Source organism: Aliifodinibius sp. S!AR15-10 (assembly GCF_031569985.1).
Lineage (GTDB): Bacteria > Bacteroidota > Rhodothermia > Balneolales > Balneolaceae > JAMQKA01.
The window spans coordinates 189,476-203,645 of sequence record NZ_JAMQKA010000003.1; the positions used below are offsets into that span (position 1 = coordinate 189,476).

At 42.4% G+C, this 14,170-nt stretch carries 11 protein-coding genes; 8 read left to right on the forward strand and 3 right to left on the reverse strand.

What is annotated here, in order from left to right; genetic code table 11:
• The first annotated feature begins 4 nt into the window (after positions 1–4).
• The gene (gene rnc, locus NC796_RS03690; protein ID WP_310682247.1) at positions 5–763 is read left to right on the forward strand and encodes a ribonuclease III; all 759 of its coding nucleotides are present in this window, start codon (positions 5–7) and stop codon (positions 761–763) included.
• A 287-nt stretch (positions 764–1,050) separates the two neighbouring features.
• Positions 1,051–2,055 carry a sigma-54 dependent transcriptional regulator gene (locus tag NC796_RS03695; RefSeq protein ID WP_310682249.1) on the forward strand — a complete coding sequence of 335 codons (1,005 nt, stop codon included), beginning with the start codon at positions 1,051–1,053 and terminating at the stop codon, positions 2,053–2,055.
• Positions 2,056–2,573: 518 nt separating this feature from the next.
• Here the strand turns inward: NC796_RS03695 and NC796_RS03700 are convergent.
• The 3 genes from NC796_RS03700 to NC796_RS03710 all read right to left on the reverse strand — a co-directional run bounded on the left by NC796_RS03700 (position 2,574) and on the right by NC796_RS03710 (position 7,129).
• A complete protein-coding gene (locus NC796_RS03700) occupies positions 2,574–4,130 on the reverse strand; it encodes a DUF5343 domain-containing protein (protein WP_310682251.1) in 1,557 nt (518 codons plus the stop codon).
• Between the two features lie 68 nt (positions 4,131–4,198).
• The gene (locus NC796_RS03705) at positions 4,199–6,130 is read right to left on the reverse strand and encodes a hypothetical protein (RefSeq protein WP_310682253.1); all 1,932 of its coding nucleotides are present in this window, start codon (positions 6,128–6,130) and stop codon (positions 4,199–4,201) included.
• A 15-nt stretch (positions 6,131–6,145) separates the two neighbouring features.
• Positions 6,146–7,129, reverse strand: coding sequence for a sigma 54-interacting transcriptional regulator (locus tag NC796_RS03710; protein ID WP_310682255.1), 984 nt, complete (start codon positions 7,127–7,129; stop codon positions 6,146–6,148).
• A gap of 742 nt (positions 7,130–7,871) precedes the next feature.
• On the opposite strand from NC796_RS03710, the gene NC796_RS03715 reads away from it, so the two are divergent.
• The 6 genes from NC796_RS03715 to NC796_RS03740 all read left to right on the forward strand — a co-directional run bounded on the left by NC796_RS03715 (position 7,872) and on the right by NC796_RS03740 (position 14,069).
• Positions 7,872–8,819, forward strand: coding sequence for a GDP-L-fucose synthase (locus NC796_RS03715; RefSeq protein WP_310682257.1), 948 nt, complete (start codon positions 7,872–7,874; stop codon positions 8,817–8,819).
• A 46-nt stretch (positions 8,820–8,865) separates the two neighbouring features.
• A complete protein-coding gene (gmd, locus tag NC796_RS03720; protein ID WP_310682259.1) occupies positions 8,866–9,972 on the forward strand; it encodes a GDP-mannose 4,6-dehydratase in 1,107 nt (368 codons plus the stop codon).
• Positions 9,935–11,335 carry a nucleotide sugar dehydrogenase gene (locus tag NC796_RS03725; protein ID WP_310682261.1) on the forward strand — a complete coding sequence of 467 codons (1,401 nt, stop codon included), beginning with the start codon at positions 9,935–9,937 and terminating at the stop codon, positions 11,333–11,335. The genes gmd and NC796_RS03725 overlap by 38 nt, the downstream gene beginning before the upstream one ends.
• A 114-nt stretch (positions 11,336–11,449) precedes the next feature.
• Positions 11,450–12,547 (forward strand): non-hydrolyzing UDP-N-acetylglucosamine 2-epimerase, encoded by a 1,098-nt coding sequence (gene wecB, locus NC796_RS03730; RefSeq protein ID WP_310682263.1) that lies wholly within the window; start codon positions 11,450–11,452, stop codon positions 12,545–12,547.
• A gap of 191 nt (positions 12,548–12,738) precedes the next feature.
• A complete protein-coding gene (rfbC, locus tag NC796_RS03735; RefSeq protein WP_310682265.1) occupies positions 12,739–13,266 on the forward strand; it encodes a dTDP-4-dehydrorhamnose 3,5-epimerase in 528 nt (175 codons plus the stop codon).
• An 11-nt stretch (positions 13,267–13,277) separates the two neighbouring features.
• Positions 13,278–14,069 (forward strand): sugar phosphate nucleotidyltransferase, encoded by a 792-nt coding sequence (locus tag NC796_RS03740; protein ID WP_310682267.1) that lies wholly within the window; start codon positions 13,278–13,280, stop codon positions 14,067–14,069.
• Positions 14,070–14,170: the final 101 nt, after the last annotated feature.

A 14,170-nucleotide genomic window follows, 5' to 3' on the forward strand; every position in this document is an offset into this window, starting at 1 on the left:
TTTAATGTTCAAAAAACTCAGGTCATATTTCACTAAGACCCATACCACCGGTGAAGTTGCCTCTGAACACGAAACAAGGTTAGAAAACCTGAAACAGATCATCAAGGCAGATATTGATGATCCCCATCTTTTCGTGAGGGCACTGAGGCACCGTTCTGTCTTGGCAGATGAAAGTTATTCGCCTTCCGATTCCTATGAGCGTCTCGAATTCCTTGGAGATGCTGTTCTCGATCTCATCATCACAGAAATTATATACCAGAAATTCCCTCAAAAAAATGAAGGTTTTCTGACCAAGCTCCGTGCTAAACTTGTAAAAGGGGATGCCCTCGCCACTTATGCACGAAAACTAAACCTGAGTGACCTGCTGGTTCTGGGTGAACGAGCCCAGGGGCAAGGTATTGAATTTTCCAAGAGCATCCTGGCCGATGTATTTGAAGCATTAGTTGGGGCGCTGTATATGGACCAGGGGTATAATCCCACCTTCGATTTTGTAGGACGTGTTATCCAGGAAAATGTCGATTTTGACAAGGTGATTACTACACTGGATAATCACAAAAGTATTCTCCTGGAGTATGCTCAGGCACATAAACTCGATATACCGGAATATGAGGTGGTTGCGGAGGAAGGACCGGGGCACGATAAAACGTTTGAAATAAGAGTGATTGTTGACAATAAGGAGTTTGGCAAGGGCAAGGGTAAAAGTAAAAAAGAAGCGGAACAACTCGCTGCCAAAGAAGCACTACAAGAACTGACCAAAGAGTGACCTTTCTCAACCTTCCTGGGAATAAGTTTTCTTAATTTTTTCTAATATACTTGTAACTGTTTGAGGCACAGTGTAAAATAGTGATTCGGTTATTACAAGACTTTCAGCATTTTAAGATTACCAAAACGTTACTGTTAGATTAGAATTCTCACATTTGTTTTTTCTTTTGTTGACAAATGTTATAATTAAATGAAAGAATTATAGTAACTTACAGATAAGTTGGAGTGTAAGACTACTGATTAAACTAGTAGTCTAATATTTTTTAAAGAATCAATTGGGGTGATGCTATGATGGGAAGTACTGAACGTGTTAAACCCAGTAATCTAAAAAACGAAGAGAAAAAACGAGAGATACCTAAAAACCCGGCTTTTCTTACTGACTCTCCTGAGATGGAAAAGCTGTTGCAAAAGGTTGACAAGTTTGCAATGTCTCAAGCTCCGGTTTTGATAACTGGAGAAAGCGGAGTAGGAAAAGAAGTCATCGCTCGTCGCATCCACAAACAAAGTCAGCGAAGTAGCGACCCTTTTGTGCCAATTAATAGTGGCGCCATTCCCGGTGAATTGATTGAAAGTGAACTATTTGGTCATGAAAAAGGGGCCTTCACCGGTGCTACCTCTACTAAAGAAGGCTGTTTTGAACAAGCTCACAACGGCACTCTTTTCCTGGATGAAATAGGGGATATGCCCAATTCCCTGCAGGTCAAAGTATTAAGGGCTGTGGAGCTGAATTCATTTCGGAGAGTAGGTGGAAAGCATGAAATTTCTGTTGACGTCCGCATTGTTTCAGCTACAAATAAGATCTTGATGGAAAAGGTTGAAGATAAAAGTTTCCGTGAAGATCTGTATCACCGCATTAATGTTTTAGAGCTTTATATCCCACCTTTACGCCGTCGTGTTGACGATATCCCGTTGTTGTTAAACCATTTCCTGAAAGAGTTTAAGGAAAAGTATGGGTACCCGGAGGTGCAGTTCACCGATGAGTGTATTGAGGTATTAAAAAATTATATGTGGCCCGGCAATGTAAGAGAGTTAAAAAATATCGTTGAGCGTTGCGTTATTCTTAGTCCTTCTGAAGAGATCGATCCCTCTATTCTGCCCGATCGTTTTTTCAAAAATACCGATTCATTGAAAGAGAAAGACGATGACATGTTTTTACAAGTCCCGATGGGATCCACCCTGCAGGAAGTGGAACGAGCGGTGATATTGCAAACCCTTGCAAAAGTCAATAACAACAAGACAGAGGCAGCCCGCATACTTGGCCTCACCAGGAAGACGTTAAGTAGCAAAATTTAATAGAGAGGAGCAGGCGAAGTGGCTTTTGGGGTTCCAGAGCACTTTTTCAAGCTTTTTGTAACTATTGATCGGTTTGCTGTAGCGGGATGCCACGGCAAACTTATCTCTCATTCCCAGTTCTTTAAGTTCATTGCATCACCCTATCAATCGAACTCGATCTCTCAGAGAAGTTATTATTCTTGGAACTACCGACTGCTGCGACCAGTTAGACACCTGTAATGCTCTTCTTGTCTCAGAGAAGAAGCCGACAGTCAATCTTCTAACCTGCCAGTATGCTGTTCAGCCTCAGTGATATTGCTACAGAAGTCGCTGATCCCTCGAAAAGACAATCGGACATACATTATACGGTATATCTTGTGATAGGAGGGATAATTAATTTCATAAAAAAGGTCCGGATGTGATCACCCGGACCTTTTTAGATTATCATTATTTCTTGATGAGTAGTAATTACCAGGCAAGAGCTGACGGAATGCGCCAACGCCCGTTGCCTGATATATCGAACTCCTTCCTTCTTATCGCTATTCATCCGACTTGGCAGGTACACGATCGAAATACTGCTGAATCAAGTCATCATAGGTACTTACAGCCTCGTCAAATTTGTTCAGCTTTTCGAGTATACTTGCTTTTTTGTAGATGGCAGTAGCGACTTCCTCTTTCTTCACGCTAAGATCTGTACTTGCGTACTTTATGATTTCATCATATGCGTTAATAGCTTCTTCAAATCGTCCTAACTCTGTAAGCAGGTTAGCACGTTTGAGCAGAGCCTCTTTCAAGTACTCTGAATAGTACGTAATCTTGTTTTCGTCTCCCTTGACTGATTTTTTTGCTTGAAGAATCGTCTCCATACGTTTACCTGTTGTGTTTTCTTCTTTTTGGCTGGGTTTAGTGTTACTCTCCATATTAGCAGTTGGAGCGTTGGCTTCTTGCGGCTCTTCTCCGGCTTCTACCGATTCAGACTTGGACACTTCGGGTGTATGCTCCTCTGAGGCTCCATTCAATTGTTTGGAAGCGGGTTCTTCTCGTGAAGGTTCTTCCGCTTTCACCTCGTCCGGGGTATTTTCCTCTTGATCATCCAATTCTATTTCTTCTGAGAATGAATCTTTCTGATCATCCCCGGGACCATTGAAAGCTTCCTGGGTAACCCGATCTTCGTTCAAGGTGGGGGGGGCTTCCGGCTTATCCTTTTCAATCTCTTTTTCTACTGAAATAGCATGGTTCAGTTCGCCATTGGTATAGTTGGAATTGAAGTGTGATTTGCCATTTCCAGCTGAGTTCAGAAACTCGTCACCATATTTATGATCTGAATTTCCATCCATCAGTTCCAGGAGGAACTCCTCATGGGGAGTTGCCGGTTTTTTAAACCAGCCGGCAATGTCATCTTCATATTCGAAAGAATCAGCATCATTGCTATTCTCTTTTTCACCGTTGCTTTCTTCATTTTCCATTCCTGCAATGGCAAACACTTCCTGTTCGATCTCCTGCTCCTCCTCTTCCTCGTCATATTCATCTGAGAGATCGGTTTCTGTTTCATCAATACTCGTTTCCACCTGGGTATCAATGATTTCCAACTCATCATTAAGTTGAACTTCTATCTCTTCGATTTCGTCGATCTCCTGCTCAGTATTGGCGGGGGAGGGGGATGCTGTATTCCAATCTGCATATCTTGACAATGCGATGAAGGTATCTGTAACAAGCTGTACAAAAGTACTGGATTTTTCTTCTCCCATCACCTTGCGGAACAGGGAATGTATCTTTTCACTGGGTAATTTGTGTACTTCACTATCCAGTTCGAAGATCCTGCCGTAGGCTTCTCTCATCCTTGCCGCCATGATGGCTCGTGACTGTTCTGCTGACTCAACGAATTTTGAGTAGTATTTAAGAACCGGCTTGTCATCTTCATCAATAAACCCAAGCTTTTTAAACAGAATCACATAATGTATGGAATTGGGTTTTGTGATATCTAATCCCTCTAAAAAACTCTGATTGAAAGAATCGGGTACCCCTTGGTCTCTGATTTTTATCAGCGCCTGCTCCAATGTATTGGATTTAGTAACGAACGTTTCGAAGATATTCATATTAAGCCTCTTGTATTTTATTTGTTGTATTACCCCCAGGTTATTTACCACTCCTGTTATTACTAGCCTTATATTGTAGAATCTATAACCTGAGAAATAACCATCTGTTTGTCTGTTGTATTTAAATCTATGACCAGATCTTCTATTTTCACATTTGTTTTTTTTAATAATATCTGGTGCTTGCTGGCAAGTTTTTTAATGCTGTTTATCTCCTCCATTGGCAAATTCACATCGGGAAAAAAAATGGTATCAACTTGGTATTGCTGGCAAATGGAGGGGAGTTTTTGATACCCACCCAGCACTTCATATCCATTGATAAAAGTGCCCTCTAATTTGGTATTATCATCCAAAAAGCCGACCGGTTTGTACATTTGTTGATACTCGGCCAACAGGTGTTGCAGCAGCAAGGCTCCATGCTCATTGGCTCCATAGATGAGGACCTCTCGCTTTCCATATTCATGCCGTTTAAAGAGATAACGCAGTGCGTGATAAGAGATCCTTAGTCCCAGCACCAGGGTCAGGAGCAGGTAAAAGTTCAGGATCATAAAAGGAATACTCAGCAGATCATTGGATGCGGTCATCAGCGGCAAGGCAATAGTCGTAGCGAGCACGGCATAAAATACATTTCTCGATATATACAGCACGTCGCCCCAGCCCATCTGGTGTAAATTCTCTTTATAGAGTCCACTCAGCCAAAATACACTCAACTGGATGATACAGGCCGCAAGAAGCAAGTTGCTGAATTCCGAAGCGGTAATGGCCTGTGGGCCTATCATATCCAACAGGTAAAACGGGAGGCTGTAGGAGGCCGTAATAAAAAGCAGGTCCAACAGGCTAAGGAAAACGACTTTGTTCAGGATAAATCGTTCATAAAGCGGTAAAAATATTCCATTACGGAATACATCAATTTCACGATACCGAAGTTTTTTGATACTCCAGATAAATATGATCACATATATTACAAGTAATATAAATGATTCTTCCAACGAGTTGACGCGTGATATCAACAGGGCACTAAATGCAAAAAGAGCCGAAACAATGTAAAGCAAAATGACGGTATTTCGATGCGTTATGCCGCGTGAAAGGATCTGGTGATGGATATGCGCCTTATCCGCCTTGAACATGCTGGTAAGCTTTTGAGTGATACCTGGCTTGCTACTACCTCCTATATATCCACCCAGGAACCGTCTCAGCATGGAGATCAGCGTGTCACTAATGGGCAGTCCCAATACCAAAATGGGGAAGAGGATGGAAAATTGAGTTGTCGTTTTGGCTGAACTCAGTATAGAAAGCAGGGCCAGTGCGAACCCGATCAGCAAGCTGCCCGAATCACCCAGAAAAATACGAGCCGGTTTAAAGTTATATTTCAGAAAACCGATCGTGCTACCGGCAAGCATCAGGGCGAAAAGAGCTATCCAAGTCAATTCAGCCATGGCGGCAACTATAAATATGGCGAAGCTTGCAATGGCCCCTACACCTGCGGCCAGGCCGTCGAGCCCGTCAATTAAGTTAAACGCGTTGGTAATCCCGATGATCCATAAAATAGTCAGGGGGTAGTCTATGAGTTCCACATTGAATGGCATGCCCAGCGGATTCATGATGGTTGAAATCTGGAATCCGGCAAAGTAGATGATACTTGCGATCACAAACTGTACACCAAATTTGATACCTACACTTAGTGGAGTGATGTCATCCCAGATTCCCAGGCCGAGGAGCATTATCAGGCTTATTACCACGGCGACAGTTCGGCCGGGATACTGAAAAATTCCGGTAAACCACTCGGGAAAAATTAAATTCAACAGGAAAAATGTAAGACCGATGCTAAAAAAAATGACCACTCCCCCCAAACGCGGTTTAGCTTCGGTATGTACTTTACGCTGTTTGGGCTGGTCAACGGCACCAACGGTATAAGCCAGCTTTATAATCCATGGCGTAAGCACAACTGCACCTATGGCTGGCAGCAGAAATGCAAGGCAATATCTCAAGATGATGTCAGCCATGGCGAGTCCATCAGATTACGACAAAAAAATTTTCCTATTACGAAATGGAATCTTGAATTCAAACTCTACTTTTTGCAAATCCTGGTCAGTCATTTCAGAGCTCCCGACCAGTTCCTTTAGCAGCATTTGTTCAGCCCGGAGGAAACTCTTGTTGTATTCCATGGTGGTATTGCCATTGGAGTAGGGGGATTTCCAGTCGATGGAAAAGGGGAGCTGATCTGCAGTAATCACAGAACCACCGGATACTGCCGTTGCCGCATGTTCAATCGTATTTTTTAGCTGCCTTATGTTGCCGGGCCAGTGATATGAGATGCACTTGTATACGGCCCGGGGTGAGATGGCATGAACAGGCTTGTCGTTTTCTACTGCATGATCGATCAGGAACTGATCAATCAGCAGCGTGATATCTTCACACCGCTCCCGCAGTGGTGGAATATGTATAATAGTGGGATTGAGCTGCTTCACCAGCTCATCCCAGTAAGGCTTATCAGCAAGATCGGTGTACGAGTCTTGCTGAATTGAAATAATAAGCCTGGAATTGCTTATTTCCTCTGCGTGCTGCGCCATTTTTTGGGCGTTGTGCACGAGTCTAACCAGTATCCTTCTATTTAGCTGGCTTAATTCTGAGAACGAATTAAAGAATAGCGTCCCTCCTGAAAGGAAGTCCAAACCAAAGTCCTCGCTGCTTTGGTAGGTATCTTCCTCAAGCGTTCTCTCTAGCTCTCTCATCTTCTCTTGGATAGTCTCTTCAAGTGTATTACAGAATAGATTACCGAACGGTCCATCGGAAAAAGAACTCAATGAATGTATTAGTTTTGCTGTGCGATGTTTGCCCGTTCCTTGCTCTCCCACTAGAATGATATTTTTATCCGTCGGCGCTATATCCACAATTTGTTTATACAGATCGTGCATAATTTCACTGTAGAAATTGACGGTCTCTATTTGAGCGCCATTTTTAGGCAGATCAAGATTTATCGGTTTGTCAGATAGTGTTTTCATTAAATAGCTCTCACGATTTAATTTAATACCGTAGGTTGTGTTTGTTCGTTGAGGCCTAGCCGGTAATAGAGCCCACTCTCCGAAATAGTATTCTCCTTCACTGAATGTATTAGATTAAAAACAAGTGCCATATCACTAATTGGGTTACTTAGTGTGCTCAGTGAAAGTCTACTGTGTGTTTAGCATATGATGATATTAGTATTTGGTTTTGCCGTTATTACGACAATCCGTTTATAGTGGTATCAATAAGCGTGCCAGTTGAGAATGCAATATTGAAAATATACTTCTGTGGACGTGAGAAGCCGATAATTTATAAATAGGCTTATTAAACTACTGGTTGGGTGAAAAGATAGAGTGAGTAAATTTTACGCAACAGACTGAGTAAAAATTACTCGATCGCAACAAGTGGGATCCTCATAAACAGATATGCGCTCATACTTACTTATGGAGGGGAAACTTATTGCCTGACACAAGTATAAGGGGCTTTGACGACAGGAGGCTTTAATTTTCATAAAATTTATTAAACGGTTTTGATGTAGAATCCCACTAAATGAAAATGATTTATCGAATTGGCATAACTATTGTATTCTTTATAAACGTTTGGGATTGATTTGTAATATCATCTAGACGCTGTTATTGAAGGAAGAAACAAATAAAAAAAAGTATAGTATTGAGCAGTAGATAGTATGAATAATAAGACAAGTCTATTGTTATTGGGCAACCAGGTAAAATTATTTATAAAATGAGAGACAGGACGATTTATATTGCTGGTCATAACGGGATGGTCGGCTCCACTGTGATGGAGACCTTCCGCCAAAGTGGATATCTGAATCTTGTTACCAGATCCAGCTCTGAACTGGATCTTAGGAAGCAAGCCGATGTATTTGATTTTATGACGAGGGAACAACCTGAGGTCGTAATACTTGCTGCAGCCAGGGTGGGCGGCATACTTGCCAACGATAGCTATCCCTACCAGTTTATATATGATAACCTGGCAATTCAAAATAATGTAATAGAGGCTGCAAGCAGGAACGATGTAGAAAAGCTCATTTTCCTGGGTAGTTCCTGTATTTATCCCAAACACGCATCGCAACCACTAAGGGAAGAGTATCTTTTGACAGGCAGCCTTGAACCGACCAACCAGTGGTATGCCATAGCTAAAATTGCCGGTATTAAATTATGCGAGGCACTTCGAAAGCAGTACAACAAAAGATTTATGGCCCTGATGCCTACAAATTTGTATGGGCCCCGCGACAATTTTGACCTCGAGACTTCGCATGTAGTGCCCGCGTTGATTAGAAAATTTCATGAAGCCAAGGAAAGTGGAGATCAACCGGTAACCCTTTGGGGTACGGGCAGTCCCATGAGAGAATTTTTGCATGTTCAAGACTTGGCGGAGGCGGTCCTTTTCGCAGTTGAAAACGATCTGGAAGAGAGCATGTATAATATAGGAACGGGTATGGATCTGTCGATAAGAGAGCTTGCACAATTGATCCAGAGCATAGTTGGTCATCGGGGAGAGATCATTTGGGATACCAGCAAACCCGACGGTACGCCGCGAAAGCTGTTGGATGTTTCAAAAATACATGACGCGGGATGGCACCACTCGATTGAGTTGGAGAAAGGGTTGGAAGATACCTACAGCTGGTATCTTGAACATCTTAATGAATTGAAAGAAGTAAAGATATAAGTCGTAACTAGTAGGTTATTAATTTCAAAAGTTAGAGAGGTTAGTTTTGGGAGAGAAAAAAAATAAAGTTGCATTAATTACCGGGGTTACCGGACAAGATGGTTCGTATTTGGCAGAATTTCTGCTCCGTAAAGGGTACGAAGTTCACGGTATTAAACGGCGTTCCAGTTCATTCAATACCGGTCGAATCGATCATATCTACCATGATCCCCATACGAAGGGGCTACCATTTCATCTTCATTACGGGGATTTAACCGACTCAACCAATCTGATACGCATAATCCAGGATATCCAACCTGAGGAGGTATATAATCTCGGTGCACAAAGTCATGTTCAGGTCTCATTTGAGGCTCCCGAATACACTGCCAACACCGATGCGCTGGGCGTTTTGCGGCTGCTGGAAGCCATCCGAATTTTAGGTCTTACCGAGAAAACAAAATTTTACCAGGCCTCAACGAGCGAGTTGTATGGAAAGGTTCAGGAAGTGCCACAAACTGAAAAAACTCCCTTTTATCCACGCTCACCTTATGCGGCCGCCAAACTATATGCCTATTGGATTCTTGTGAACTACCGTGAGGCTTACAACATGTTTGCGGTAAATGGAATTTTGTTTAACCATGAATCGCCCGTTAGAGGCGAAACATTTGTAACCCGGAAAATTACAAGGGCAGCAGTTCGTATAGCGGAAGGTCTTCAGGAAAAAATATTTTTGGGGAACCTGGAAGCCAAGAGAGACTGGGGCCACGCCAAAGATTACGTCGAAGGCATGTACCTGATGCTGCAACAAGATGAGCCGGATGATTATGTCCTGGCCACGGGAGAAACGCATAGTGTTAGGGAGTTCTGTATCCGTGCTTTTAACCATGCCGGAATTGAGCTCCAATGGATTGGTGAAGGAATTGATGAAAAGGGGATAAATGCTGAAACGGGAGATACGGTAATCGAAATCGATCCCCGCTATTTCCGTCCCACAGAAGTAGATTTATTAATCGGGGACGCTACTAAGGCGCGTGAAAAACTGGGTTGGAAGCCTAAGTATTCATTTGATGGACTTATCGAAGAGATGATTCAAGAAGATCGAGAAAAAATTAACTTAATAGTAAATAGTGATAACAATGAAGAATATGCAAAGATTGCAAAATTCATCAAATAATATTGACGTCAAAGAGCTGGATGGCCGGACTGGCCTCAAGGATGATTTCATTGAACGTATTCAATCCAGAAAAGCTAAAGTAGGCATTATTGGATTGGGATACGTTGGACTTCCCCTTTTGTGGACGTTCCATGAAGAGGGTTTCCCTGTGATAGGTTTTGATATTGATCCTGCTAAAATTGAGGCTATTAATAGCGGCAAGCCCTATATAAAACACCTTGGTTACGAAATGATGGGAAAGTTGGCCGGTTCTGAAAAATGCTCGGCCACTGTTGACTTTTCTGGTCTTTCTGAGATGGATGCCATCCTGATGTGCGTGCCCACTCCCTTGAACGACCACCGGGAACCGGATATGCAATATGTGGAAGACACCACCAGGACCATAGCAAAACATCTTCGAAAGGGACAGCTCGTCATTTTGGAATCCACCACATATCCCGGAACGACGGAGGATCTGATCGTTCCGATTCTCGAAGAGGGCTCAGGCCTTAGAGCTACTGATGATTTTTTTGTGGCCTATAGCCCCGAGCGCGAAGATCCCGGCAACCCGAACTTTAATACCTCAAAAATTCCCAAAGTAGTGGGCGCACTGGGATCAGAAGCGTTGGAAATTGCAACATCGCTTTATGACACGGTTGTGGTAGAAACGGTGCCGGTATCCAACAACAAAACTGCTGAGGCTGTCAAGCTTACCGAAAATATTTTTCGATCGGTGAATATAGCACTTGTAAATGAGTTGAAGGTGGTATTTCAAGAGATGGGGATTGATGTTCATGAAGTGCTTGATGCTGCCGCGACAAAGCCCTTCGGATTTATGAAGTTTACCCCTGGTCCAGGTTTGGGAGGACATTGTATTCCGATTGATCCCTTTTATCTGACCTGGAAAGCCCGGGAGTATGAACAACACACCAGGTTTATTGAACTGGCAGGTGAAATTAATACAAGCATGCCCCGATATGTGATTGAGCGGACTGTTAAAGCCCTCAATGCACATAGAAAAGCGATGAATGGCAGTAATATTTTAGTCATCGGGTTGGCTTACAAACCAGATGTGGATGACCTGCGAGAGTCCCCCACCTTCAAGCTGATGGATCTTCTCAAAGAGTACGGTGCTAATGTATCATACTATGATCATTATATACCAGAAATTTGGTCTACCAGAGAGCATGATGAGTGGACAGGCCTAAAAACGGTGGCCTGGAATGAGGAAACGATTTCAAAATTTGATGCTGTCATTATCTCCACCAATCACTCCGATATAAATTATAAAGAGTTGGTGGAGTGGAATAATGTTATTGTTGATACCAGGAACGCTTTGAAGAACATTGAAGCGAAGGCTGAAAATCAAATATGGAAGGCTTAAACAAGTACAATATTTGAAATAAACCAGAAGTTAGCTAGCGGGTAATCTATTCCCGCTGACTAACATGATAGGCAGAACGGTCAAAAACAATCGTCACAGATCACTTATTCCAAGATGAAGAACATACTTATTGTAGTGGGTACGCGCCCGAATTTTATCAAGGTAACCCAGTTCAAAAAAATAGCTGCGAGAGATTTTCCCGGGGCTTTTAATATCAAAATAGTCCACACCGGCCAGCATTATGACGATAAAATGGCGGACGTATTCTTCAGTCAATTTGACTTGGTACCCGATTACTTCCTGGAGATTCCACCTTCCTCTCCCAATAGCCAGATGGCAGAAGTCATGTTACGGTTGGAGCGGGTACTTAATGAGTTTAAGGCAGATTTGCTGGTGGTGACTGGTGATGTGAATTCTACATTTGCCGCGTCATTAACAGCTAATAAAATGAATATTCCCCTGGCCCATGTGGAAAGCGGATTGAGAAGTTGTGACCGGTCGATGCCGGAAGAAATCAATCGGATACTTACGGATGAGATTTCCGATTACCTGTTTATAACCGAGCGGAGCGGTATCGACAATCTGAAAAATGAAGGGAAAAACGAGGATCAGCTTTTCTTTGTGGGAAATACCATGATCGACACCATGGTGGCTTTTGAGGATAAAATAAATGCCTCACCGATCCTGGATGAGTTAGGATTGGAAACAGGTGCTTTTGCTTTAATGACCATGCACAGGCCGGCTACGGTTGATCATAAAGATGAGTTGTTAAAATTAATTCAGTTAATCGAAGATATTACTGAGATGGAAACGCTGGTATTTCCCATCCATCCACGTACGGTAAAGAAGTTAAAACAGTTCGAACTTTACGAACGGATCGAAAGTAATAAAAAAGTATTGCTCACTGAGCCGATGGGGTATTTTTCGTTCCAAAAGTTAATCGCTGAATGTGAATTTATTTTAACTGACAGCGGGGGAATACAGGAAGAATCGACTTTTAGGAAGGTGCCGTGCCTGACGCTAAGACCGAATACTGAACGCCCCTCAACTATACAGATCGGATCCAATACCCTCGTCCCATTTGATCTTGATGAGATAAAAAAACTGATCTGTTCTATTAAAGACGGACGGTATAAAAAAGGTGCTGTGCCTCCCAAATGGGATGGTAAGGCGACAAATCGGATTCTTGATAGTTTAAGCCAAATGCTTTAATTCTTTCAGGTTACTCTAATCATCACCTGGAATTTAAATCTATCCAAGTAAAGATTATGCGGTAGGTAACAGATTAGAAGGTAACAAGGATCAGTTCACGCCAACACGTTTAATGACCAGACCTACACACGAACGAATGAGTTCTGGAAACCCACAAACTAGAAGACGAACACTATTTTATTGGTTATTGGATGATATTTACAGAAACAAAACTTAAAGATGCTTATATAATCAATCTGGAAAAAATGGTGGATGAACGGGGGTTCTTTGCAAGAACATATTGCGAGAATGAATTTGAAAATGTCGGTATTTCATTTACCCCGGTTCAAGCCAACGTTTCGTATAATCGACATAAACACACACTCCGGGGTATCCATTTCCAAAAATCTCCTTATGAGGAGGCCAAACTGGTAAATTGCTTGAAAGGGGCGATTTATGATGTAATTATTGATCTCAGGCCTAGTTCTCCCACATTTAATGAATGGATTGGTATTGAACTTGATTCTAAAAACAGGAAAATGCTCTACGTACCGAAAGGATTTGCCCATGGGTTTTTGACTCTTAAGGATGAAACGGAAGTTAGCTACCTGATGTCGGACTTTTACGTCCCCGGATCCGGTCGTGGAATACGATGGGATGACCCTTACTACAATATAAAATGGCCAGTTAAAGCAAAAATTATTTCAGATAATGACAAAAACTGGCCATATAAAAGTTAGAGAGTTAAGGTTTGAATAATAAAAGTTCTAAAATTGTAGGAATCATTCCAGCGGCCGGGAATGCATCCAGGATTTCACCACTCCCATGCAGCAAGGAAATATTTCCAGTTGGTTTCCGGACGAACGTTTCACAAGAAACACCTAGAATCAAAGTAGCTGCTTCTTATCTTCTTGAAAGTTTTTGCGAGGCCGGGGCCGATCAAATCTACATGATTATCCAAAAAGGGAAATGGGATATCCCCCAGTACTTTGGTATGGGTACTGATCCGGAATATTCACTGGCATACCTCGTTACGGAATCTACTAAGGGGACTCATTATACCATTGATTTGGCGCATCGGTTCGTTAAAGACAAAATGATTCTTTTAGGCTTCCCCGATATCTTGTTTAAACCAAACAATGCATTTGTGTCACTCCTTGAAAAGCAGGAACAGACTGGTGCGGATGTAGTATTGGGTTTGTTTAAAACGGAAAACCCGCACAAGGCTGATATGGTTGATATCGATGAACAGGGCAGGGTAAGAAAAATTGTAATCAAACCTCGTAGAACAAAATTGGAATTTACCTGGACTATCGCTGTATGGACTCCCGATTTTTCCAATTACCTCCACAATTTTGTTACAGAAAGAGGCATTGATAAAGGATCAAAATCCATTCCCCAAAGGGAAATATTTATTGGTGATGTTATTCTGCATGCCCTGGAGCATGGGTTGGACGTAGAAACTGTTTTATTTCCTGATGGGGAATATATCGATATTGGCACACTGCCAGACTTGAAAAAAGCGTTAAGCCGGGAGCTTTAACTGTGCCGAACATTGGTCTTAACCATTTCCGAGCTGATTCCTTTTCATGGGTGTTCATTTTGGCTGGTCACGCAGTAGTAGGAGATGCCCCAAACGGAACC